This is a genomic window from Microcoleus sp. ARI1-B5 (genome assembly GCF_036705795.1).
Taxonomy (GTDB): Bacteria; Cyanobacteriota; Cyanobacteriia; order Cyanobacteriales; family Microcoleaceae; genus Microcoleus.
The window spans coordinates 330,689-354,512 of sequence record NZ_JAUBVK010000003.1 but is presented as its reverse complement, the minus strand read 5'-3'; the positions used below and the strand labels follow the sequence as shown (position 1 = coordinate 354,512).

Sequence of the window (23,824 nt, the reverse complement as noted above, 5' to 3'; positions counted from 1 at the left end):
CGAAATATAGAGTTACATATCCTTTTTATGAAATTTTGACAAGTGGCAATATGTGGTAAATTTAGCAGCTATGTGGCTCATTGAGAGCGACTTTTGACAAGTTTTCCGGAACAAAAGAAACCGATGTATTGCTCGGAGTTCAAGTTGAAAGCTCTGATTTTGCGTCGTTTTTACCCGGTTTCTCAGTTCTGATTGAGAAGGGTGATCGGGGCGTCAGGTTTGTCTAACTGTAAAGACTAGCTACATATTCGCCGTAACCGTTATAGGGCAAAGTTGGGCGAGTTTCCCACGACCAACTGTTACCGGGGCCGACTATCCGTTCGCTGGCTTGCGACCATCTGGGGTGCGGTTTGTCGGGTTCGACATTTGCTTCAAAAGCGTATTCGTTGGGGCCGATTGTATTCCAAAAAGTGGCGGGCTGTTTTTCGACAAATTCAATTTTAACGATCGACTTTGCGCCCTTAAAACCGTATTTCCACGGAATCACTTGCCGCAGGGGGGCCCCATTTTGTTTTGGTAGCCGCCGCCCGTACAAACCTGTGGCAAAAAATGCTAAATCGTTTGCCATTTCTTCAATTCGCATACCTTCGGTATAAGGCCAAGGATAAAATTGCGACATCAAACCGGGGCCGGGAGTGATTTTTGAGTCGTAAAATGAGGTAAAGCGAACGAATTTTGCATTCGATTTCGGTTCGACATCAGCCATGAGTAATTTCATGGGAAATCCGACCCAAGGAACTACCATCGCCCAGGCTTCTACGCAGCGAAATCGATAAACTCGTTCTTCGATGGGAAATTTTTTGTGGAGGTCGTCAATATCGTAGGTGCGGGGATTTTTTACTAAACCGCCTACTTCTACTTTCCAGTTTTCGGTTGGCAAAGCTTGAGCGGCTTGCCAAATAGATTTTGTGCCGCCGTATTCGTAAAAATTGTTGTATTTTGTAGCTAAGGCTTCGTCGGTAATTGCCCGATCGACTTTTGCAAAGGCCGGATTCCGGTTCAAGCCGGAATATGCTTGGGTTGAGGTTTTTTCTAGAGCAGTTTTTGAGCTGTCATTGCTTTGACAGCCTGTAAGCGGTAGCAGCGAAGCAGTTACGCCAGCGCCAATTAAATTGGTCATGAAGCGGCGGCGGTTGAGAAAGGCTGTTTCTGAGGTAATTTGTGAGTCGAGAATTTCCCAAGGTTTGGGAACGCGAATTAACGGCATAAGTAATAGTTAAAAGTTAGTAGTTAGTTTGGCGAAAGTTGCCCGGGTTTCAATGTTTCAGTCGATTTGAGAGTTGAGATTGACTGTATTGAAGGGATAATCGCGACTTTTTGGCAAGGCCTCGCGATTGCTTGGCGCGGGCTGCGATCGCAATTAGTGTATTCGCAATGACAGTATAGCCTAATTCAGTCACCGCCACTGGCGCACAGCAATCTCACAGCACGGTTCGATCGACCTATTAAACCTCGATCGCAGGAAAGTCAGCAATAATTTACGCGCGATCGACGGAAGCAATGGTGGCTAAAATCTGGGAAACAATTATCATAAAGCAAAGATTCAAATTATTTAATTTGTCCACAGGAAGCGGCACGCACCGCCCCGCTTTCCTCCCCCACTCCTCGCTTTAAGTCGGACGGGGGTCTCCAGCGGAAAGACAAATGAGTTACTGCATAAATCCCAATTGCCAGAATCCCAAAAATCTCGATCGCGCGAGGGTCTGCACAAGTTGCGAGTCGAACTTGCTGCTAAAAGGGCGCTACCGAGTCTTTCACACCCTCGGTCAAAGTATCGCTTGCCGCACCTTCCTAGCAGTCGATGAAGACCAACCAGCGCAACCCCGCTGCGTCATTCAACAGTTCTGCGGGCCCGTGCCGTCAGTCGCCGACGGTCAAAAACAGCTAAACCGGACATTTCTCGGCTCGGCCGAGCGGCTCGACAAGTTGGGCCAACATCCCCAAATACCGAAACTGCTGGCATCTTTTGAACACGAAGGCTGCCAGTATTTAGTGCAAGAATACATCCCCGGGCGCAATTTAGCCGATCGGCTTTCAGAAAAAGGTGTTCTTAAAGAAATTCACATTTGGTATCTGCTGAGCGAATTGTTGCCCGTCCTGCAATTTGTGCACGAAAATCAAGTGATTCACCGAGATATCAAACCGTCCAATATTATTCACCGCAAATCTTCCCAAACCTCCGCAGCAATAGCCGTGCAAGAGCACCTGCATACTTGGGATGATGAATCTGGGCTGGTTTTAGTCGATTTCGGCGCTGCAATTGCGGCTAACAGCGGGCCGCCCAAAACAGAAACGGTGACGGGTTCTGCCGAATTCGCGGCGCCGGAACAAATTAAAGGTGAAGCAATTAAGAGCAGCGACATCTACAGTTTGGGCGTGACTTGCATTCACTTGTTAACGGGAATGTCACCCTTTGATTTGTTTGACATCAAAGCCGACGCTTGGGCCTGGAGGCATTATTTGAAAGTACCGGTTTCGGCCAGACTCGGCCGCATCCTGGATAAAATGGTGGAGCGAGAACCATCAAAACGCTATCGATCGATCGAAGCAATTCTCACAGACATGAAATACGGCCCGGCACCGGTAGAGGTGATTCTGGGCAAACCCAAATGGACTTTGGCTTTGTGGGGGGGAGCCGCAGTTGCGCTGATTTCAGTCGTGCTGGGTTCTCGCTTGCCATCGACCGTACCGGAGGCTTTCACTTCTGTTGAGCCTGCTTCCAGCATTCCCGAAATTCGGTTCGATCCGCCGCCCATGCAGAATTTCAGCGGTGAGGCCCCGCCTGCGGGCCCAGCAGTCCGCACTCTGGCGGAACAAGACAAAAACCCGGTTTGGGCGGTAGCAGTCACTCCCAACGGCCGCGTCATAGTCAGCGGGAACAACGACGGCACAATTCACCTGCTGCACAAGCGTCACGGCAAAGTGCTCAAAGTTTTGGCAGCACATTTGGGGCCCGTGTGGTCGGTCGCCGTCAGTCCCGACGGCAGGACGATCGCCAGCGGTGGCGCTGACGGTACGATTAAACTGTGGAATTTCTATTCTGGCCAATTAATTCGGACTTTGGACGGAGACAAAGACGGCGTGTTCTCAGTGGTTTTCAGTCCCGACGGCCAAACCCTCGCCAGTGTCGGCAAAGACAATTCTTTGAAGCTGTGGCAAGTCGAAGGCGGCGCCGAGTTGGAAACACTCAAAGGGATTCCGGGCGAGGTGCATTCGGTGGCTTTCAGTCCCTATAAAGATACTTTGTTTGCTGGCAAAGGCGACGGTACGATCGAGATGTGGAATTGGAAGACTGGGGAATTCCAAGCCACTCTCACGGGTCATGTCGATGCTGTTTCGGCTCTTACTGTCAGCCCCGACGGTAAAATTTTGGGCAGCGGCGGCTGGGACAATACGGTGAGGGTTTGGGATATCACCACGGATCGCGGGCCAGAACCGTCGGGTGAGGTGACTTTTAACGGTCATACCGATCGAATTGGGTCTCTAGCTTTCAGTCCCGACGGCGCGACCCTAGCCAGCGGCGATTTGAGCGGAACTATCAAGCTGTGGGCGATGGATGGCGGGGAATCTGGCACGCTGAAAGGTCATTCGACTTGGGTGGAATTGGCTTTTAATCCTCAGGACAAAACTCTGATCAGCGGCAGTTATGACGACACGATTAAGGTGTGGCAACTGTCTCCTTGATTTTGGCTTGGGAGCCCGCGCGATCGAGTTTTGAAGAGCGATCTTAAGTTTAAGAATCCCTAACCAAATTAAAGATTCTGGTTGGGGATTCTCAAACTTAGGAATGGCAATTAAATAACTTAAGCGATTTGCTTGTTGCTTGTTACCAGGAAGAGCCTGGTAACGCATATCCGGAGGAAGAGCCTCCTTTTACCAGAAATAATTGGTTGAAAGCCTCTCACGAGTGAGGGAGAAATTAAAATCAGACTATTCATTACTCCAATCCTCTTCCTTCTAGGTAGAGGTCGCTCTCCACAGGTCAACTGTCAACTGTCAAGCGGTCAACTGTTGAACTCGCAGCTTAATAGGAGAAACGACTGTGGGAGATGTTTAAGTTATTAAATTTTCGTTCGTTAGATCGAATTCGGATCTTGAAATCGCTGCTAGACAAACTTTCGTCCGCGCAACGCGAGACTGTAGAAATATAATATTTTCCTTCTTCCTTCTTCCGACTTCACGCTTGACTTCTTCCTTCTAATTCATCAATAAAACCAAATTACCGATCGCCCTTCCGCTTTCGAGCAATTCGTGAGCGGCCGCAATCTCATCTAAACCAAAGCGCCCAGCAATAACGTGGCGCCAAACTCCAGCTTTAAGGCAAGTTGTAATATCTGCTGCGGCTTGTTGGTGCGCTGAAGAGTCCATAGCATAAACTAGGACATAATGAACGGTAAGATTTTTGTAAATTAACGAGTACAGGGGAATTTGAGGCGTTGCATCCGAATCCGAAGCATAAGTGGCGATCGTGCCGTTGCGTGCGATCGCTTTGAGATTAATTTCGAGATTGGCAGCAAAATCAACTTCAATTATGCGATCGACTCCCTTACCCCCCGCAATCTCCTTAATCCGCCCCGCCACATCTTCAGCTTTGTAATTAACAATATAATCAGCACCCGCAGTTTTAGCAAATTCTGCTTTTTCCGCAGAACTTACAGTCGAAATAACCGTTGCGCCGCCCCATTTTGCCAGTTGAATCGCATAATTGCCAACCGCACCAGCGCCGCCCGCAACTAATACAGTTTTCCCCGCAACAGCACCATCTTTAAAAACACAATGGTGTGCAGTCATTGCCGGAACTCCCAAACAAGCACCCGCTTCAAAATCTGTATTTTCCGGCAGAAAAACTGCTTGTTCGCTGGGTACAACAACATACTCAGCCGCCGTACCAAACGGGCGAATTAATGTAGCTTCATAAATCCAAACACGTTCGCCAATTCGCGACGGCGGCACGCTTTCTCCTGCTGCTTCAATTGTGCCTGCACCGTCGTTGTGGGGAATGACTCGCGGGTGTCGCATTGTGAGTCCGCCCCAACCGCTGCGCTGCTTGACATCGGATGGGTTAATTCCCGACGCGCCTACTTTAACCAGCACTTCATTTGCACCCAATTCGGGAACATCGATTTCGCCAATTTTGAGGACATCTTTCGCGTTGCCGAGTTGTTCGTAGTAAGCAGCTTGCACGATTGTTTTCTCCTGATGTTTTCAATAGACTAGAGTGCACTCATTCACTTTCCAATATTGAAATTATCTGCGTTTATCTGTGTCGATATGCCTTTTATCGGCGGTCGAACTATCAATCAAATATTTAGGCAATGCAAGTCTAATCTGCATAAACCCGCCGCGCGTTACTTTACGCAATTCCGCCGTTAACGCGGATATTTTGTCCGGTAATCCAGCGGGCTTCTTCGCTGCACAAAAACGCCGTCACATCGGCAATATCTTCAACTTTTCCGAGTCTTCCCAAAGCAGTCATTTGCGTAAATCTTTGGATTTGTTCGGGGGTTTTGCCGACAGTGAAAAGTTCTGTATCCGTTGGGCCCGGAGAAATGACATTTACTGTAATTTGCCGATCGCCCAATTCCTTCGCCAGCGATCGAGTTAGCTGTTCCACCGCGCCTTTTGTCGCCACGTAAGCCCCGTAAGTTGGCATCATTATCGCCGTTGTCGAACTAGAAAAGTTGACAATTCTGCCTCCATCTGCCATGCGTTTAGCAGCTTCTTGACAAGCAAAAAACGTGCCTTTGACGTTAATTGCAAAAATACTGTCAAACTCAGCTTCGGTAAATTCCGCCACAGGTTTGCAAATAAGTATTCCCGCGTTATTGACTAAAATATCGACTTGTGAATAGGTTTCGAGAGTGCGATCGAACAAATTGCAAATTTCTGCGGTTTTGCTGACATCGGCTTGTACGGCTAATGCTTTGCCGCCTGAGAGTGCGATCGCTGACACAACATCTTGAGCCTGATCTGCGCCTCTGGCGTAGTTGACGACAACCGATGCGCCTTCTTGGGATAATCGGAGGGCGATCGCGCGTCCTATTCCCCGCGATGCACCAGTCACAATTGCCACTTTTCCTGCTAGTGATGGCATGACATTTCCTCTGCAATTAGCGTTGATGCTGGTTCAAAATAATCATACTATTTTTTTCCGCATTCCGGTACAGAAACAAATTTAAAATCTCAAAGAGTCAGAATATTTTTAGAAATCGCGGTTGCTAACTAACAGTTGTGGTAAAGTAGTGTGGGCTGTTAAAGTAAAATCTATGACCGTCAATTCCGAGTTAGCAGAGCAGTATTTGTCAGCGGGCGAGAACCTCCAGAAATCAGGAAAACTTGAGGAGGCGATCGCCCAATACCAAAAAATACTAGCACTCGAACCGGATGCGGCGGTTGCGCGCAGCAAGATAGCTGAAGTTTATTATACGCAACAGAAATATGTAGAGGCGATCGCCCAGTGCTACCAAACACTGCGCCAGCAACCCAATTTCGCCCCCGCCTACAAAACCCTCGGGAATATCCTGCAAGCCCAAGGGAAGACAGACGCAGCCGTGCGAGCGTACTCAAAGGCGATCGAATTCGACCCTAATTTTGTCGAACCCTATGTTAACTTGGGCAGTATGTTTTACAAACAAGGTCTGCTAGATGAAGCCATAACATACTACCAAAAAGCGATCGCTATGCAGCCAGACTTAGCAGCAGCTTACTGGAACTTAGGCAAAGTATTAGAACAGCAAGGGCGAACCAATGAAGGTTTAATTTATCAACAAAAAGCTTTAAATTTGGAACCAGAATTAGCAAAAATATAATTATCGTAGTGTGCGTCGCCATCAACAAATCCTGCACTTTATCGACAATCTCAAAGCTCCGCACCTGTCAAATAACCCTAATAATATAGGTTCGTAGTGAGGACTTTAGTCCGCATAAATCCGAGGACTCGCATTCCGAACGATCGAACCGTTTTACCTGAAAAAAATATGAATTTAGAACCAAAAAATCAAGACCAACAGCACCCGCAATACAAGCGCGATCGAGCCAGTGTCAATACTTTATTAGGCGGAGAACCAACCGACCACAATTTATCAGAATTAGCAAGATTAATAATTCGCTATAAAGGATTTCCCGGCGCTAGAGATATCCAAGCAGACTTAAAAAAAGCCCTGCAACAATGGAATCATACCGAAGAAACTCTTTACGAACAAACCCGCAAAATTCACGCCAAAGGTGAAGTTTACAGGCGACTAAAAAATGACCAAGAAGATTGGGCTTAATACAGTCAAATATCAACTGTTATAGCAGAAGGAAAAAGGAAGAATGAACAAGCAATCTTCCGCCAAAGTTTCAGCAATTAAGAACGTCTTATATCATATCTGATCGAACAACCACAAAAAAATAGGTTTGATCGTTCGGACTTTACTCCTCAGATTATGCGGACTAAAGTCCTCACTACGAACCGACATTGCATCGATCGGGACACAACAATGTTCATTGGTGTCTACTTAAGACTAAAATCCTTGAGAAATCTCGTTTGTAGCTTAGGCTTCTTCCCCCTAAATCCCCCTTAAGAAGGGGGACGCGAGAGAATGCTCTTGTCCCCCCCTTAAGAAGGGGGGCTAGGGGGGATCGGGTCTCAGTCAAAAAACAACAGCCTGTGACTGCGTTTGACGTGTTTTTTGACACCAAAGAACAATGTTGTGTCCCTACAAATCCCTTTTAAACCATCTCAGCCGAAACTGGCATTGCAGGCTGCGGCTGGAACTGGAACAGCGAATAAACCACGTTGCGGCGAATATCCGTCATCATGTCCAAAAACAGCTCGTAACCTTCAGTTTTGTACTCGATCAGCGGGTCTTTCTGTCCGTAACCGCGCAATCCCACAGACTCGCGCAAAGCATCCATTTGCTGCAAGTGTTCCCGCCACAAAGTATCAATTTGCTGCAAGATAAAGAACCGCTCAGCATCGCGCATCAATTCCGCCCGGATGGCATTAACTTCGGCTTCCTTCATGTCGTAAGCATTGCGAACTTGTTCGTGGAGGAAAGTTTTAATTTCCTCAACAGACAAATCCTCTAATTGATCCGGAGTCATGTCAGCTAATAAATAAACAAATTCCTTCACCTTGCTGACGAGTTTTTCGAGTTCCCATTCTTCCGAAGGCAAATCGGGATTGATGTATGCTCCCACGATGTCGTCCATCGTTTGTTCGGCATACTTAATTACCTGTTCTTTCGAGTCCAAACCTTCCAAAACTCGGCGGCGTTCTGCATAGATTGCTCGACGCTGATTGTTCATCACTTCGTCGTATTCAAATACCTGTTTGCGGATGTCGTAATAGTAGGTTTCGACTTTTTTCTGAGCGCCTTCGAGAGAACGAGTCAGCATTCCAGATTCGATCGGCATATCTTCCTCAACACCGAAAGCCTTCATCAAACCGGCCACCCGTTCGCCGCCGAAAATCCGCAGCAAATTGTCTTCCAAACTCAAGAAAAACCGCGTAGAACCCGGGTCTCCTTGGCGTCCCGCCCGGCCCCGCAACTGATTGTCGATCCGGCGCGATTCGTGGCGTTCCGTACCGATAACGTGCAGGCCACCCAACTGCACAACTTCATCGTGTTCGGTGCTGGTAAAAGCATCGTACTCGCTGCGAGTTAATTTGTAAGCTTCCCGCAATTTTTGAATTACCACGTCTTTTGTCGGCGCTTTTTCCGAGGCTACAGCCACGATATCATCGGCTGCTAATTCCGAGAGCGATCGCTCCCCGTACTCCTTCACCGCCAATTCCACCGCCGCCTTGAGCATTTGCTCGGCCTCTTTCGATAGCTGCGTCGGGAAAATCTGCGCCGAAGCTTTCCAAGACTTGGCCTTTTTCGCAGTTTGACCAAAACCTTGAGCTGCGGGGCGGCCGCCAATACCGGGCGCTTGCACCAGCGAAAACCCGTCCTCATCATCGGGCCGCACGATCCGAGGCATCAAATACTCCCGCAACTTGAGGCGCCCCATGTACTCAGAATTACCGCCCAGAATGATGTCTGTACCGCGTCCCGCCATGTTGGTGGCGATCGTCACAGCGCCTTTGCGTCCGGCTTGAGCGATAATTTCCGACTCCCGCTCCACATTTTCCGGTTTAGCGTTGAGCAAATTGTGAGGAATTTTGAGCTCCTGGAGCAGCCGCGACAGCAACTCCGACTTTTCCACGCTCGTAGTGCCCACCAGCACCGGCCTACCGATCTCGTGCATTTCTGCGCAGTCTTGGGCGATCGCCTTCCACTTACCGGCCTCCGCCTTGTAAACCATATCCGAAAGGTCAGTCCGGCTGGGAATCCGGTTAGTGGGAATCAGCGTCACTTCCAGATTGTAAATCTTCTCAAACTCGGTTTCCTCAGTCTTCGCCGTCCCAGTCATCCCCGACAGCTTCGGATACAGCAAAAAGAAATTCTGATAAGTAATAGTCGCCAGCGTCTGAGTTTCCGGCTGAATTTCCGCCCGTTCCTTTGCTTCGATCGCCTGGTGCAAACCGTCGCTCCAGCGCCGTCCCGGCATTACCCGGCCCGTAAACTCATCGACAATCACCACTTCGCGATCGAGATTGACGATGTAGTTAATATCCTTAATAAACAATTCCTTCGCCTTAATCGCATTAAAAATGTAATGCGCCCAAGGGTCAGCCGGGTCGTACAAATCGGTAACGCCCAACAACCGCTCAGCTTCACCAAACCCTTCATCGGTCAACAGTACGTTCCGCGCCTTTTCGTCAACCTCGTAATGTTCCTCATTTTCCTTTCTCAGAGCAGCAGCCACCTCAGCCGCCCGGATGTACTTCTCGCTGGGGCGTTCCACCTGGCCCGAAATAATCAGAGGCGTTCTGGCTTCATCGATCAGCACCGAGTCAACCTCGTCAATCACGCAGAAATTAAAAGGACGCTGCACTACATCTTCCATGACAGTAGCCATGTTGTCCCGCAGGTAGTCAAATCCCACCTCGCTGTTCGTTGCGTAGGTAATGTCGCAGCTATAATTTTTCTTGCGTTCCACCTGATCCATGCCCTGCTGGATCAGTCCCACAGTCAGTCCCAGGAAGCGGTGCACCTGCCCCATCCATTCCGCGTCGCGCCTTGCGAGATAATCGTTAACGGTGATGATGTGCACGCCTTTACCGTTGAGGGCGTTGAGGTAAGCCGGCAGCGTCGCCACGAGAGTTTTGCCTTCACCGGTTTTCATTTCGGCAATTTGGCCTTTGTGCAGGATAATGCCCCCGAGGAGTTGGACATCAAAGTGGCGCATTCCTAAAACCCGTTGTCCTGCTTCCCGCACCACTGCAAAAGCCTCGGGCAAGATTTCGTCTAGGATTTCTTTCTCTTCGTTGAGAGATTTAGCTTTGGCCAGACGTTCTTGAAACTCGGCTGTTTTGCCTTTGAGTTCGTCGTCTGAGAGGGCGCGGATTTCTTCTTCCAAGATATTGATATCAGCTACCCAAGGCTGAAATTTTCTCAGTTTGCGAGCGTTGGGATCGCCTAGCAGATTTTTAAACATGGCAACAGAGGCAGATTTTTAATAATTTAGCTATTAGCTTTCAGGGTTAGGGGCTGTAGTGTTAGCCACAACATTTACCTTTCCCGATTGTAGCAACCATTGGCTCTGCTAAGCAGTCGAAGGCGTCTTTGGGGGCGATCGAGCGATTTGGGATTCCCGGATCAATTTCCCTAACTCCCCACCAAATCCCACAACACATCAATACCTGAACCGACGTATGCTGTATCTTGGTGGCGATCGATCCATTGCACGACAGCAGGCAAAACCTCACTAGATTTCAGACCCAACTTACTCAAGGCTTCTACTGCCGAGTAACGCACATCCTCATCCACATCTTTGAGATGTAGTAACAAGGCACTGATGATGGCTTTTGAAGCATTTCCCAACTTACCCAAGGCTTCTGTTGTCTCACGGCGCACCCAGTCCTCCTCATCTTCGAGACTTCGCAGCAAGGCACTGATGACAGATTCTGAAGCATTTCCTAACTTGCCCAAGGCTTCTGCTGCCCAGCCACGCACATCCTCGTTCCCATCTTCGAGACGTAAGAGCAAGGCGCTGATGACGGATTCTGAAGCATTTCCTAACTTGCCCAAGGCTTCTGCTGCCCAGCCACGAACCAAGGGAGTTTCGGGAGACTTTATAAATCAGCTCTTAACGAACGTCAACAGATATCGAAAAATGACCACTATTATCAGCAGTAAGTGGATCGTTTATTCCTAAATATAATTCTCCTTCATTTATGACAGTTATCTCTTTGTCCGCACCTATTTCAAATAGTTCACCACTTGCAGATATTTTCCCAACTAGCATTCCTGCTGGTCTTCCACGAAAGAAACATTCTGCGTGAGGGCAAAGGTTGTTGGAATTACCTGCGGGAGTGGCTTCCCCATAAGATCCATGGTTTGCCCAAAAATTGATTACACCTGATGCTCTTACTCTTAAAACTTGACCAGCTTTTACATAGATACCTGTTGGATACAACCCAAAAAAATCTCCACGTAATGCTATCTCTTTGTGTAATTGACTGGATAGGATATTTGTACCTAAGGCGAAGTAGCTTATTGCTCCAGTCATAATAAACAAACCTAGAACAATCGCAGGTACATATGGCTTGAGTTGAAATTTTGGTTGCAATTTTGCTAATGCCACCTGTGCATTGGGTAACCGCTTTTCCAGATGGGGTTCAGTCATCTGCTTTAACCATTTTGTGAAAGCAGGACTGATATTAGGAGTAGATATGAATTGAATTTGCAGGTTTTTTTGTGGTAGTTCCGTTGGGTGTTTACCAGTCACTAAATAAATTAGAGTTGCTCCTAACCCATAAAGATCAACCGCAGGAGTAATGCGTCCAGTAAATTGTTCGGGCGGCATATATCCATAGCTACCGACCAATGTCATGGTTCCTTTTTCTACAATAGCCTGTGTACCGACCGCTCCAAAATCTACCAAGTGGATTTGGTCTGCAATATCTCCAAAACCATCGGCTAACAAAATATTGCTTGGTTTAATGTCTCTATGGATTAAAGGGGGACGATGTCCATGGAGATATATCAATATTTCTAAGATTTTCTGGGCAATTTGCCGCAGTTCCGCTTCACTAAACCAACGTCCAGATTGTAAGTATTGCTCCAGGGATTTTCCTCTAATATATGTTTGAACCAATGCGATTCCTTTATTCTTCTGTGAGTTGATTTCTATATAGTCTAGATAACGAGGAATCGCTGGATGAGAAAGGGTTTTCAGTGTTTTTATTTCTCGCTCGAATAGTTTTATATCTGCCCAAGTAAGATTTTGACCAAACCAAAGAATTTTAACTATAACTTGTTGTTCAGTTTGTTGGTCAATAGCCAGGAAAACTTCTCGGCCTGCTTTTTGACTGAGTCGTTCTTGAAGTTGATATCGATTTTTCAAAATCATAAAAATTAGGGATGTATTCTAGTCAGATAGTCAATTCAATAATCTCCTAAACTTTGTCTAGAAAATGGGTGGGCTACTGATGTAAAGTTACCTTACTTAAATCAGGGCAAATCCTGTCAGAAGTTTGTAAAAATCCCGTAATCTACAAAGAGTTAGGAGAGTCGAAGTAAAAACATAACGTTCAGTTTAATGCGAGTTTCATAACTCGTCAACAACAGAAAATCTTTGCTCTTCCAAAATTGCGCCTAATTGCACCCCAACATTATAGGGCAAAACATTTACACGCTTCTCCTGTATCCAGTAAACCCATAACCTCAACAGAACGATTTTGATAAGTTAGTGTTAAAGGCAGATACGGAACATCAGCTAAAACACCAAATTCATCTCGTTTAGGTTGAAAATAATATCGCCTACTATTAAACATTTTGAGTTTGTTTTTGTTTTGTTTCTAGTAACTGCATTAATTGCTCTGCTGCACTATTAGAAGTATGCACGGAATACATAATTTCAGCAGATTCATTGCCCATGACAATTTCTTCTTCTTTTGCCAATTCTGCTATTAAAAATAGCATCATTTGAAATTTTTCAGCACGGGACAATTGAAGCAGTTGGTCTAATAATTCAAGATTTGACATAAAACGCCATTGAATTCGTTTTTCCATTTTATCACAACCTTGAGATTTAAACCACTCGACAAGAGCAGTGTCAATCCTAATTCCTGAACCGGCAAAATGCCTGTTCCACAAAGAGTCAATTTGATTGTGGAACAGGCATCTTGCCTGTTCTTGAGAATAGTGCAATATCTCAGATTAATCTGAGTTTGAAACAGGTCTGGGTACTTCGTAAGTCAAAAAGTCATAGGCCATTTTCGTATTTGGAAAAATTGCCTGGGCTTCTTTGAGCAAATCGTCTAGGACGATCGCATTTCCCGGAGCATAACGCGGGCTAAAATGCGTCATTATTAACTGTTTCGCCCCAGCGAGCAAAGCAACTTGAGCCGCCATTGTCGAAGTTGAATGGAGGCGATCGAAGGCCATTTGAGCATCAAGATGAGCAAAAGTCGCTTCGTGCACCAACAGATCGGCATCCTTCGCCAATTCCACGGCCCCGTCACAAAAAACCGTGTCCGTACAATACACAAACTTGCGCCCGATTTGATCGGGGCCGCAAAAATCACTACCTTTAAACTGTCGCCCGTCAGATAATTTTACCGTCTTTCCTTGTTTTAATTGGCCGTAAATTGGCCCGGAAGGAATACCCACAGCCTTCGCTTTTTCAACATCAAAATGTCCCGGTCTGTCTTTCTCAGTCACTCGATAACCAAAAGCAGTAACTCGGTGTTTCAAAGGAGCGCAACTAACAATATATTCGTCATCTTCATAGACGACTCCCGGGTGACTTTTGTGTACTTTCACCGGGTAAGAAAAATGAGTTTGAGAATAGCGAACGCCAGCTTGCAAATATTCTTCAAGTCCCGGAGGCCCGTAAATATCCATGCGCTTGACATTCCCCGCCAAACCGCAGCTAGCGAGCAAACCCATTAAGCCGAAAATGTGGTCGCCGTGCAGGTGAGTGATGAAAATGCGGCTCAGTTGGCTGACTTTTAAGTCGCTGCGGAGAAACTGGTGCTGGGTTCCTTCGCCGCAGTCAAACAGCCAGAGTTCCGCTCGCTGGGGCAAGCGGAGGGCGATGCTGGAAACGTTGCGCGATCGCGTGGGGACGCCGGAGCTAGTTCCGAGAAATGTAATCTGCAAGAGTCAAATCACCTCAATTAAATCTTAAAAAATATGTTACATATATCCAGAGTGCGGCTAATCCAACATAAAGGAAATAGTCGCAGGCAGGAACCGGGATAAATCGCTGTTCGTGCGAGCATCTAGTCGCTGCAATCCTTTTTGACCCCGCCCAAAAATGGATACCGTGCCCCCGATCGGCCGATCGGGTCGAGATCAAAATTTTAGACCTTGGTTCAAGCTCGCAGATTAAATGCTGCAAGTAAATCTAAAATCTAAAATCTAAAATCTAAAATCGACCGACGGGCGCACAAAGTGCCAAACCCAATTCTAACGTTTTCTTTCTGCCGTTCTCCTTCCTTTTTCCCGAACTGAACCTTCCCCTTAAAAATTCTCAAACTCGTACAGCACAGGAGGAAAATTTTCAAATGCAGTCAGGAGTGTTCTTTACTTCCGTTCTTTCGACATTAAAAAAACGCTACTTTTGGATGGGGCTGTTGTTTTGGCTGGTAATGGTAGCCCCAGCACAAGCCGGGCTGATTTTGCGAGTTGCGGTACAAGACGGCGCAAGTCAGATCAAAGTCGGCAGTTCTACTAAGGCTGCAATCCGCGACAGCAGCGGGCGCAATTTGGGCGAACTGCCCGCCAACAGTTCTGCATCTGCTCAATCTCGATCGGGCACAGTAGCAATTGGCCGCTGGGCTGCCAATCAAATTTGGATCGAGCCGACCGGAAACGGTTATGTTTGGATTGGCGATCGGTGGTATCGGGGACGCACGCTTCTAGTGCCCGAAAAAGGAGCCTTGACCGCCGTCAACTACGTCGATATCGAACAGTATCTCTACAGCGTTCTGGGCGCCGAAATGAGCGGCAATTGGCCTCAAGAGGCTTTGAAAGCCCAAGCTGTCGCCGCCCGTTCCTACGCTCTCCACCAGCGCCTCAAAAGCGAAACCGACCTTTACGATGTGGACGACACTCAGTCTTCGCAGGTTTACAAAGGACTGCAAACAGAATCTTCGGGCACTTATACCGCAGTCGATGCCACCGCCGGTCAAGTTATGACTTACAACGGTCAGATTATTTTAGCCGTTTTCCACTCGGCGTCTGGGGGACATACCGAAAATGTCGAGGATGTTTGGACGGAACCCTTGCCTTACCTGCGTGCTGTTCCTGACTTCGACCAAGGGGCGCCCGTTTACCAGTGGAAAGAAAATTTTTCCCGGGCTCAAATGAGCAGCAAGATTTCTGGCGTGGGTAACGTCATCTCGATGAAGCCAGAACGCACTACCGCTCACGGCAGCGTTTTGTCAATGAAAGTAGTCGGAGATGGCGGTTCTAGGGTGATGACTGGCGCTGATTTGCGTCGGGTTCTGAGTTTGAGGAGCACGCGGTTTACCGTGATTCCTCAGTATGCAGGCGGTGGGAGCGCGAGGAACAGCGGCCAAGCTCCTACGGGTTTTGAAGTTGCTGGCAAAGGTTTCGGTCATGCTGTGGGGCTGAGTCAGTGGGGCGCGTACAATTTGGCCAGGCAGGGATACGGCTACCAGCAGATTTTGCTGCACTATTACCGGGGCGCTGCTTTGGCTAGAATTGCAGTGCAGTAACTGCTGGGAAGAAGGAAGTTCGGCAACGAGCAGTGTACGGGATGTAACGGATGTAACGGATTCGGTAACGGAAGAAGTTTGAGGGAAGAGGTTCGAGGGAAGAATAATTCCCCATTACCAATTCCCCATTACCAATTCCCCATGACTAATAACTGATGACTGATGACTGATGACTGATGACTAACTAAATTAAGGATTGCTATGCAAAAGTGGGATTATTTATTTGTGGATGCGAATATGTATCCTTTTGGAAATAAGCTGATTAGTTTATATGTAAATGGTGAGGAACTCCGAGATTGGAAACAAGGCTCGCTGCATCTATTTGTCAATCAGTTGGGGGAGGATGGGTGGGAACTTGTGGCTCTCCGCCACGACTCGAAGTACGACCAAAATTGTTTTATTTTTAAACGTCCTAAGGTTGTTAAAAAAACTAGGAATACTAAAGAGTCTCAGGTACAGAAAAATTGACCTACCTCTCTCAATTAAACTGGTTTGATCGTTCGGACTGAAGTCCTCATTAAATTATGAGGACTTCAGTCCGAACGATCAAACGTTCATTGGATTTGAGATTTGGGCTTAAAACCGCAGATTCTTGAATCAAAAATCAAAAATCTAAGATCGATAAAAGAGGTGTCGATCGTTCGGACTTCAGTCCTCATCTAATGAGAGAGGACTAAAGTCCGAACGATCGACACCTTTATTGATTTGAGTTTTGGGCTTAAAACCGCTGATTCTTGAATCTAAAATCTAAGATCGATCGATCCTGCGCTGCCATTCGGCATCTATTTTAGCTGACTGTTCTAGTTCTTGTTGAGTTAATTCGCTTTCTGTGGTATAAGCTAAGTCTTCTGGTGTCAGAACATTTTCTGCTGCAAATTCCCGGGCGTAGGCTAATTTTTGCTGCAAATTCGCATCGGGTTCGTTTAATAACATGGCTCGCTGCTGCCGCTCTTGATTGCGGGCTTCTATCTGGCTATTTTTCCACTGAATCCAGAAGTAGCGAATTAAAGGAATTGTCAGAAATCCGACGCCGTAAATCAGGAGCATTGGATAAATACCGCTGACGAAACCGATAAATCCACCTGCGATCGCACTTTTAGCTAATAGATTCCCCAAAACTAGCGCACCGACAAGATTGACGGCTCCTAAACCTGCTGCGAGCATGATTTGGCCGGAGTCGGCGCGGCTGAAACGCCACAGCATTTCTCGCAAATAAGCTCCTGCTGCTTGAGGATTTTGCTGGGCGGCTGTGGTTTGCAGTTGCGGAAAATGGTAGACTATTTGCCCTTCGGGACTGACTTCGGGGCGGCCGTCAAAACGCGCGAGAGCGGGTAGCATATATTCTTCGTATTCTCGGGCGTATCCTTGTCCGAGATTGTCGAGATAGGGCGCAATTTGTTCGGCTGCGACGGCGCCTCGGTTGTTGCGAATTGCGGCTGCAATATCGCTCCACTTGCGCTCTTCTAGATTTTTGTTGGGATTCCCGTCTCCAAATATAAAGGAGAAAACTGCTTCCAGAAAACTCATCTGGGGTTTTTGGCCGGTTACGCGCGATCGCGGATGGTAGTATGGTTCGTCATGGTTCCAGTAAAATATCCAGATTAAGTCGTTCCAGAAGTAGGGAAAAAAGAAAAAGCCACCTCCTCCGCCTCCGTCGCCACTTCCTCCGCCTCCGCCTCCCCCGCTATCGTTGTTGCTCATGCTGGAGAGTAAAAGCGTGATAGCAACAAAAATTAAGAGGATGGAAGCTACCAGCACTATGCCAAAAGATATCCGAATCAGGTAAAATAGAATTCGCCAGATTTTTTGCCACCATTCCTGCAACTGCAAGCGCAAGAATTTGTTTCGCAAAATATCTCGAAAGTTGTTGGGAAAGATGTAGGCAATGTCGCCGGATTCTGCTACTTGCAGGTTGCCGCCTGCTTCGGAGGCGAGGGTTAACAGTTCTCGCTGGGCAAAATTGACATCTAATCCAGCTTTTGCCGCCACGTCTCCAACCGTAACGCGGTAGCCAAGTTGTTCGACGGCTTGCATAATGGTGGGATTCGGAGCCATAGGTTTCTCTCTTTGAAAATTACCCGGTTGTTTTTATTATATATTGCGGGAATTCGAGCTGGTTTTGACCCCCTGGTTTCTGATTTTTTTTCCTGCCACCCTTGACTTTGGAGCCAAATATTGCTAGTGTTTTGCCCGATCGCCCGTATAGTGCGGCAAATAGGTTAAAGAAATGTGGTTTTTTTTGCAAGTCTGGCAATAGGTATTTTAAAATAGACAGGACTTGGGCGAGTGCCGCAAGCAAGCGCGTGTTTTCAGGTTTGCAGTTGTGTCTAATCAGCCTTTGAGAGCGTCCTAGACGCAACTCTCAACCCAAACAGTTGCAAAACTCTTAATAGGAAAACTTTACAGGCTAATTTTTCTGATTAGCTATTAACCAAAGAATCGAATTATGCCCAGAACTCAACGCAACGATAACTTTATTGACAAAAGTTTCACGGTAATGGCCGATATCATCCTGAAGATTATGCCGGCGAAAAAGCAGGCGAAGGAAGCTTTTGCTTATTATCGAGATGGTATGTCGGCTCAAGCTGATGGTGAATATGCTGAAGCGCTGGACAATTATCATGAAGCGCTGAAGATTGAGGAAGATCCTTACGATCGCAGTTATGTCTTGTACAATATGGGTCTGATCCATACTAGCAACGGCGAACACGATAAAGCTTTGGAGTATTACAGCGAAGCTCTGGAACTGAATCCGAGAATGCCGCAAGCGCTGAACAATATTGCTGTGATTTATCACTATCAAGGGGAAAAGGAAAAGGAAGCTGGCAATGCTGAAGCGGCGGAAGGGCTGTTTGACAAAGCTGCGGATTATTGGAAGGAGGCTATTCGCTTGGCACCGAACAATTACATTGAGGTGCAAAATTGGCTGAAGACGACAGGGCGATCGCAGATTGATGTGTATTTTTAACGCGCGTGTTATTGGTTATTAGTTATTAGTTATTAGAACAAACAAATAACAAATAACCAATAACAAGTAACAACTAACAACCAACAATTCCCGATTTTTATGATTGACAAAGAAGAAGTTCGGAAAGTAGCGAATTTAGCCCGATTGGAATTAACGCCTGAAGAAGAAGAACAGTTTACTGGTCAACTGAACGGTATTTTGGATTATTTTGAGCAGTTGAGCGAACTGGATACGAGTAAGGTAAAGCCGACAACTCGGGCGATCGATGTTAGTAATGTAATGCGATCGGACGATTTGCAACCTTTTGCTAACGGAGAGAGTATTTTGGCTGGAGCTCCCGATCGCGATGGGGAGTTTTTCAAAGTGCCTAAAATTATGTAAGCTGCCGACAGAGCACTTTAATACCCGTTTACTCTTGGGTCCGCGCAGGCGGACTTTGTATGTGTAGACCTGGTTTCAACCGCCGAATATCGCAGGTTTTTAACGCGAATTTGGTATTACACAGTGCGAGCGGGGACGCTCGCACTATCGTATAGCTAAATTCTCACTCCAAAAGATGCAGCTAATTCCCGTTCTGGCTGCATACCAACTGTAGGCGGCATCGAACGATTTGCTACCTGCTCGATCAATTGTAAGTGCTGCGGCAGCATTTTAGCTAAACTGTAGCGTTCTAGGGCGGTTTGACGGGCCTTGACGCGAATTTCTGCCATGCGGGTAGGATGGTCTAAAACTTCGTCAATGCGATCGGCTACTTGTTTCGGCGAGAAGTAATCGACAATTAAACCGTTTTCTCCATCGCGGATAACTTCTCTCACCGGGCCTGTGTCGGAACCGATGACTAAACATCCCGTTGATAGAGATTCAATCATTGACCAAGATAGCACGAAAGGTCTGGTTAAATAAACGTGTACGTCCGATGCTTGAATTACTTTTAAATACAGTCCGTAAGGTAGCGGCCCGACAAAGTGCACTCGCGACATATCTAGCGGCACTTTTTTGAGCATATGGTCTTTGTAAGACTCGCCGTTTGGTAAAGAACGGCCGTAACAAACTCTGTCTGAACCAACAATTACAACGTGACAGTTGGGGCGGCGTTCTTGCAAATAGGCGATCGACTCAATGAACTCTGGAAAACCCCGATAAGGTTCCATTCCCCGCGATACGTAGGTGACAATTTCATCAACGCCGGACAAGTCTAAGTTGGGCAAAATTAGTTTAGCACCGGGGTCTGGTTTGAAGTAATCTGTATCTACGCCGTCGTGGAGTACGGACAATTTTTGTTGTAATTCTGGCGGAAATTGCGATCGCTGCCAATAAGTGGGCGACAAACCCCAATCGCAAGAGTATAAATCGATCAGAATCGGGGCATTTTTGATTCTAATTCTCGCCATGTCGTCAACTGTTAAAGGTTCAGCCGGATCGAAATCTGCGTCGGAACCGATCGCGTGATAAAACCACTCGAAATAGCACAAAAGCGGCGTATTTGGAAAGGCTTCTTTGACAAACAGTGTCGGCCCCCAACCGGAATGTCCGCAGATAACATCGGGTACGAAACCGTCGGCTTTGAGTTGTTCGGCCATTCTAAATACGGCTTGTCCGTAGATGACGGCACTTTCTAAAGGGCGCACGTATTGGTGAGTCTGCGGGTGGGGTTCGCGGCTGGGGGTAAATGCTGCTTTGCGAACTCCGGGAATGTTCCATTCGGGACGTTCGTTTTTAGTTCCGAAAACAATTTGATTTTTGGGATCTGCGCCTAAAGCCGTGATAATGTGGCGGTATTGGGCGGGGAAGTTGGGATGGAGAAATAATGCTTTCATTGTGGGGGAAGTTCGGCAACGGATGAGTGTAACGGATGTAACGGATGTAACGGATGTAAGGAAGAAAAAAATAGTTGGCTTTAGTTACTGCAAAGCTCTGATTTTAAGAGCGCGCATATTTTTAAAGCATTGTAGATGAGTCTTTCGATCCCCCCTAACCCCCCTTAAGAAGAGGGGGACAAGAGTGTTAAAGTTACCCTGGCGAGGGGGAGACAAGAGCGTCAAAGGCCGCCTTCTCAAGGGGCAAAATACCCATCAAAGTCAGCTTTTTTAAAGACCAAAACACCATCAAACGCCGCATTAATAAGGGTAAAATACTCTCAAAGTGGGTCTTCTTAAGGGGGATTTAGGGGGATCTAGACTTGGATGCCAACCCTATTTCTCAAGGTTTTTAACCTTGTATTTACACTAAGGGCGCTTTGCATATCCAGACGCAATCTCGCGGTACTGAAGATGTATTTTTCAGGATGATTTCATAGTTTAAATGGTTGAGAAATTTTTCCATAATTGTATCGGTCATTACTGAGAATGCAGTGCCGTCTCTGCGTCCTAGCAAGTTTTTGTCCCACTCGCCGGCGAATTTTTGCCACCCTAATTCGCTGAGAATATTGCCGTGGTGAAAGACGCAAATGCGATCGCCCCGCAGCAGTTTTGGAATGCGAGTTAGGTAGTTGAATATGTCTACCGGCTCTACGTGTACCATTGTATCGTAACAAAAGCAGACATCGGCTGCACCCTCGGCGATGCCGTCTAATGTTAAACCGTTGAGTTTGACGTAGGAAACGCGATCGCTCCCCAAGCGCGATCGGGCGGCTTGCAGCATTTGACTGGAAATGTCGGCACAAATTAGGCGATCGCAATGTTTCAGCAACAGCGAACCAGTTTTTCCGCCGCCGATACCAATTTCTAAAACCGTATGTTCTTTTTTGATGTACGGTGCAATAAATTCCTGTTCTATCAGCGCTTCGTATTCTGTGAGCGAGTTGGCTGCACCGGCACCTTTTCCCACCCATTCATCGCCCAAATAAGCGAGTTCAGGATTATTGTCTTTCCATTCTTTGGCGTAGCTGTCCCATGCCCCTTCGTAGTCTATTTTAGGCGGTATTATTTCCATTCTTTTTGGCTTTTTATGTCTCAGAATACACAAACAAAAATCACTTGAGAGTCCTCCCGGCAAATCCATTAATATTTTCTCAATCTCCAGCAATAATTTGACAATTGTTTCACTCTTTGGAGAGCCATCAGAAAGTTGACAGTGATCTAACAAAGGGTAAATTTCGTGAAGCAAACCCCCACCGGCTTGATTCAATACTTCTACATCAAAGTAGAATTTTAAGAAAGGAAGTATCAGCTTTGACCGGACGGCTTCTGAAGGATCTTTCGTAAATATTTTCTCAATACTTGGACTTAAAAATATTTCACTTGTTCCCGACCTCAGCCTGGAGTCAAAACACCGGTAAATGCGATTGATCAAATCGAGTTGATTTTCATTGTATATATTATAGCAATCTCCGATGTATTCGTTGACAATAAAATATCCATCGGGTTTTAAACATTTCTGAATGGTTGATAAACATCGTTCTATTTCTTTGACGTGATGCAGCGAACCCGAGCAAAAAACGACATCGTATTTTTTGTCTTCATCTAAAACAAATAAATTAAAGTCATCTTGATAAAAATTAATATTTACTCCCGCTACGGCGGCATCTTTTCTGGCAATTTCTAAAGAAGTTTCAGAAAAGTCAAAGGCATCAATTTGACTCGCAAATCCTAATTTAGCCATCAGAATCTCGTGATTCCCGACGCCGCAACCCACCGACAAAAGATTATCAAACCGTTGATTTTTGAAGAAGCTATTTACTAGCCAGGTTAACCAGTAACCTTCTGTTTTTCCGCCTGATAGCCGATAATTTACAGCTTTAGCGATAATCGGATTGGATAACCAGTAACCCTCCTTTGTAAATCCGGCTGTTGGGTTAGATTCCCAGTATTTTTGAGCTGTTAATTTATGGGGATTTTCATGTTGTCTGTTTTCAGAATTTGATAACATACTTTTTTTTACTCGGGAATTGGATTTAAGGTCTATTTTTTGGTAAAATCAGCTTCTGTGAAAATTTGAGGGAAGTGAATCGCTCTAAAATTGTGGTTGCTAGCTATTGACAGGGAAATAGCTTCCCGCGTTGCACACAACACAAAAATCACCCGCTAAGAGTGGAAACTCTAAAGCTCTCGCCGCCATCGGCGAACCAAACTTGTTAAAATAAGTTTACCGCGATTCGCTTTCCTCCACGTTCCCAGCCACAATTTTTCTAAGATTTTGGGTTTTTTATGTCTCAGAATACACAAACAAAAATCACTTGAGAGTCCTGTCGGCAAATCCATTAAGATTGTCTCAAACTCAAGCAATAACCTTACAATCGTTTCACTCTTTGGGTCTCCATCTGAAAGTTGACAGTGATCTAACAAAGGGTACATTTCGTGAAGCAAACCCCCACCAGCGGGATTCAAGACTTCTACATCAAAGTATAATTTCAAAAAAGGAAGTATCAGCTTTGACCGGACTGCTTCAGAAGGATCTTTCGTAAATACTCTCTCAATACTTGGACTCGAAAACGTTTCAGTTGTTCCCGACCTTAGCGTGTTGTGAAAACATTTGTAAATGCGATCGATCAAATCGAGTTGATTTTCATTGTATATATTATAGCAATCTCCTATGTATTCATTGACAATAAAATATCCATCGGGCTTTAAACATTTCTGAATGGTTGACAAACATCGTTCTAGTTCTTTGACGTGATGCAGCGAACCAGAGCAAAAAACTATATCATATTTTTTATTCTCATCGAGTTCAAACAAATTAAAGTCATCTTGATAAAAATTAATATCTACTCCCGCTGCCGTGGCATCTTTTCTAGCAATCTCTAAAGAACTTTCGGAAAAATCAAAAGCATCAATTTGACTCGCAAATCCGAATTTAGCCATAAGGATCTCGTGATGGCCGACTCCACAACCAATAGACAAAAGATTATTAAACCGTCGCTTTTTGAAGAATTTATTTACTAACCACCATAGCCAGTAATTTTCTGTCTTTCCACCTGATAGCCGATGATTTACAGCTTTTTCGATAATCGGATTGGATAACCAGTAACCGTGCTTTGTAATTCCTGCTGTCGGGTTAGATTCCCAGTAATTTTGAGCTGTTGATTTCTCGGAATTTTCATCTTCTGTACTTGAGGAATTTGATAGCATACTTTT

18 protein-coding genes and 1 pseudogene are annotated in these 23,824 nt (G+C 46.2%); 7 read left to right on the top strand and 12 right to left on the bottom strand.

Annotated features, from left to right (window positions below; all coding sequences use genetic code 11):
- Positions 1 to 223: 223 nt before the first annotated feature.
- Positions 224 to 1,207 carry a protein-methionine-sulfoxide reductase catalytic subunit MsrP gene (msrP, locus tag QUB63_RS06760; RefSeq protein ID WP_332944025.1) on the bottom strand — a complete coding sequence of 328 codons (984 nt, stop codon included), beginning with the start codon at positions 1,205 to 1,207 and terminating at the stop codon, positions 224 to 226.
- Positions 1,208 to 1,644: 437 nt separating this feature from the next.
- On the opposite strand from msrP, the gene QUB63_RS06755 reads away from it, so the two are divergent.
- Complete coding sequence (locus QUB63_RS06755; protein ID WP_332944024.1) at positions 1,645 to 3,684, top strand: serine/threonine-protein kinase; 2,040 nt, start codon at positions 1,645 to 1,647, stop codon at positions 3,682 to 3,684.
- A 513-nt stretch (positions 3,685 to 4,197) separates the two neighbouring features.
- Here QUB63_RS06755 and QUB63_RS06750 read toward each other — a convergent pair.
- Positions 4,198 to 5,184, bottom strand: coding sequence for an NADPH:quinone reductase (locus QUB63_RS06750; protein WP_332944023.1), 987 nt, complete (start codon positions 5,182 to 5,184; stop codon positions 4,198 to 4,200).
- Between the two features lie 169 nt (positions 5,185 to 5,353).
- The gene (locus tag QUB63_RS06745; RefSeq protein WP_332944022.1) at positions 5,354 to 6,094 is read right to left on the bottom strand and encodes an SDR family oxidoreductase; all 741 of its coding nucleotides are present in this window, start codon (positions 6,092 to 6,094) and stop codon (positions 5,354 to 5,356) included.
- A gap of 172 nt (positions 6,095 to 6,266) precedes the next feature.
- Here QUB63_RS06745 and QUB63_RS06740 point away from each other — a divergent pair, with 172 nt between their 5' ends.
- Positions 6,267 to 6,809, top strand: a complete 543-nt coding sequence (locus QUB63_RS06740) for a tetratricopeptide repeat protein (protein ID WP_332944021.1) — start codon at positions 6,267 to 6,269, stop codon at positions 6,807 to 6,809.
- A 168-nt stretch (positions 6,810 to 6,977) separates the two neighbouring features.
- A complete protein-coding gene (locus QUB63_RS06735; protein ID WP_332944020.1) occupies positions 6,978 to 7,271 on the top strand; it encodes a DUF3288 family protein in 294 nt (97 codons plus the stop codon).
- Between the two features lie 442 nt (positions 7,272 to 7,713).
- Here QUB63_RS06735 and secA read toward each other — a convergent pair whose 3' ends face one another.
- The 5 genes from secA to QUB63_RS06710 all read right to left on the bottom strand — a co-directional run bounded on the left by secA (position 7,714) and on the right by QUB63_RS06710 (position 14,201).
- Positions 7,714 to 10,530 carry a preprotein translocase subunit SecA gene (gene secA / locus QUB63_RS06730; RefSeq protein WP_332944019.1) on the bottom strand — a complete coding sequence of 939 codons (2,817 nt, stop codon included), beginning with the start codon at positions 10,528 to 10,530 and terminating at the stop codon, positions 7,714 to 7,716.
- 170 nt (positions 10,531 to 10,700) lie between these two features.
- Positions 10,701 to 11,150, bottom strand: coding sequence for a HEAT repeat domain-containing protein (locus QUB63_RS06725; protein WP_332944018.1), 450 nt, complete (start codon positions 11,148 to 11,150; stop codon positions 10,701 to 10,703).
- A 31-nt stretch (positions 11,151 to 11,181) separates the two neighbouring features.
- Entirely contained in the window at positions 11,182 to 12,447 is a 1,266-nt protein-coding gene (locus tag QUB63_RS06720) for a serine/threonine protein kinase (RefSeq protein ID WP_332944017.1), read from the bottom strand.
- 416 nt (positions 12,448 to 12,863) lie between these two features.
- Positions 12,864 to 13,247, bottom strand: a complete 384-nt coding sequence (locus QUB63_RS06715; RefSeq protein WP_332944016.1) for a hypothetical protein — start codon at positions 13,245 to 13,247, stop codon at positions 12,864 to 12,866.
- A 9-nt stretch (positions 13,248 to 13,256) separates the two neighbouring features.
- Positions 13,257 to 14,201 (bottom strand): ribonuclease Z, encoded by a 945-nt coding sequence (locus tag QUB63_RS06710; RefSeq protein WP_332944015.1) that lies wholly within the window; start codon positions 14,199 to 14,201, stop codon positions 13,257 to 13,259.
- Positions 14,202 to 14,608: 407 nt separating this feature from the next.
- Between QUB63_RS06710 and QUB63_RS06705 the strand changes: the two genes are divergently transcribed.
- Together QUB63_RS06705 and QUB63_RS06700 are read left to right on the top strand one after the other, a co-directional pair.
- On the top strand, positions 14,609 to 15,784 hold the full coding sequence (locus tag QUB63_RS06705; RefSeq protein ID WP_332944014.1) for a SpoIID/LytB domain-containing protein: 1,176 nt from the start codon (positions 14,609 to 14,611) through the stop codon (positions 15,782 to 15,784).
- Positions 15,785 to 15,985: 201 nt separating this feature from the next.
- The gene (locus QUB63_RS06700; protein ID WP_332944013.1) at positions 15,986 to 16,252 is read left to right on the top strand and encodes a hypothetical protein; all 267 of its coding nucleotides are present in this window, start codon (positions 15,986 to 15,988) and stop codon (positions 16,250 to 16,252) included.
- Between the two features lie 279 nt (positions 16,253 to 16,531).
- Here the strand turns inward: QUB63_RS06700 and QUB63_RS06695 are convergent, their stop codons facing one another.
- Positions 16,532 to 17,839 (bottom strand): hypothetical protein, encoded by a 1,308-nt coding sequence (locus QUB63_RS06695; RefSeq protein WP_332944012.1) that lies wholly within the window; start codon positions 17,837 to 17,839, stop codon positions 16,532 to 16,534.
- 391 nt (positions 17,840 to 18,230) lie between these two features.
- Between QUB63_RS06695 and QUB63_RS06690 the strand changes: the two genes are divergently transcribed.
- On the top strand, positions 18,231 to 18,752 hold the full coding sequence (locus QUB63_RS06690) for a photosystem I assembly protein Ycf3 (RefSeq protein WP_332944011.1): 522 nt from the start codon (positions 18,231 to 18,233) through the stop codon (positions 18,750 to 18,752).
- A gap of 99 nt (positions 18,753 to 18,851) precedes the next feature.
- Entirely contained in the window at positions 18,852 to 19,133 is a 282-nt protein-coding gene (gene gatC / locus QUB63_RS06685) for an Asp-tRNA(Asn)/Glu-tRNA(Gln) amidotransferase subunit GatC (protein ID WP_293128462.1), read from the top strand.
- A gap of 155 nt (positions 19,134 to 19,288) precedes the next feature.
- Here gatC and QUB63_RS06680 read toward each other — a convergent pair whose 3' ends face one another.
- From QUB63_RS06680 to QUB63_RS06670, 3 genes and pseudogenes are all read right to left on the bottom strand, one after another.
- Positions 19,289 to 20,569: a glycosyltransferase family 4 protein gene (locus tag QUB63_RS06680; RefSeq protein ID WP_332944010.1), complete on the bottom strand. Its 1,281-nt coding sequence runs from the start codon at positions 20,567 to 20,569 to the stop codon at positions 19,289 to 19,291.
- A 403-nt stretch (positions 20,570 to 20,972) separates the two neighbouring features.
- Positions 20,973 to 22,565 (bottom strand): annotated as a pseudogene (locus QUB63_RS06675) (class I SAM-dependent methyltransferase); the annotation flags it as partial.
- A gap of 224 nt (positions 22,566 to 22,789) precedes the next feature.
- Positions 22,790 to 23,818 (bottom strand): class I SAM-dependent methyltransferase, encoded by a 1,029-nt coding sequence (locus tag QUB63_RS06670; RefSeq protein WP_332944009.1) that lies wholly within the window; start codon positions 23,816 to 23,818, stop codon positions 22,790 to 22,792.
- Positions 23,819 to 23,824: the final 6 nt, after the last annotated feature.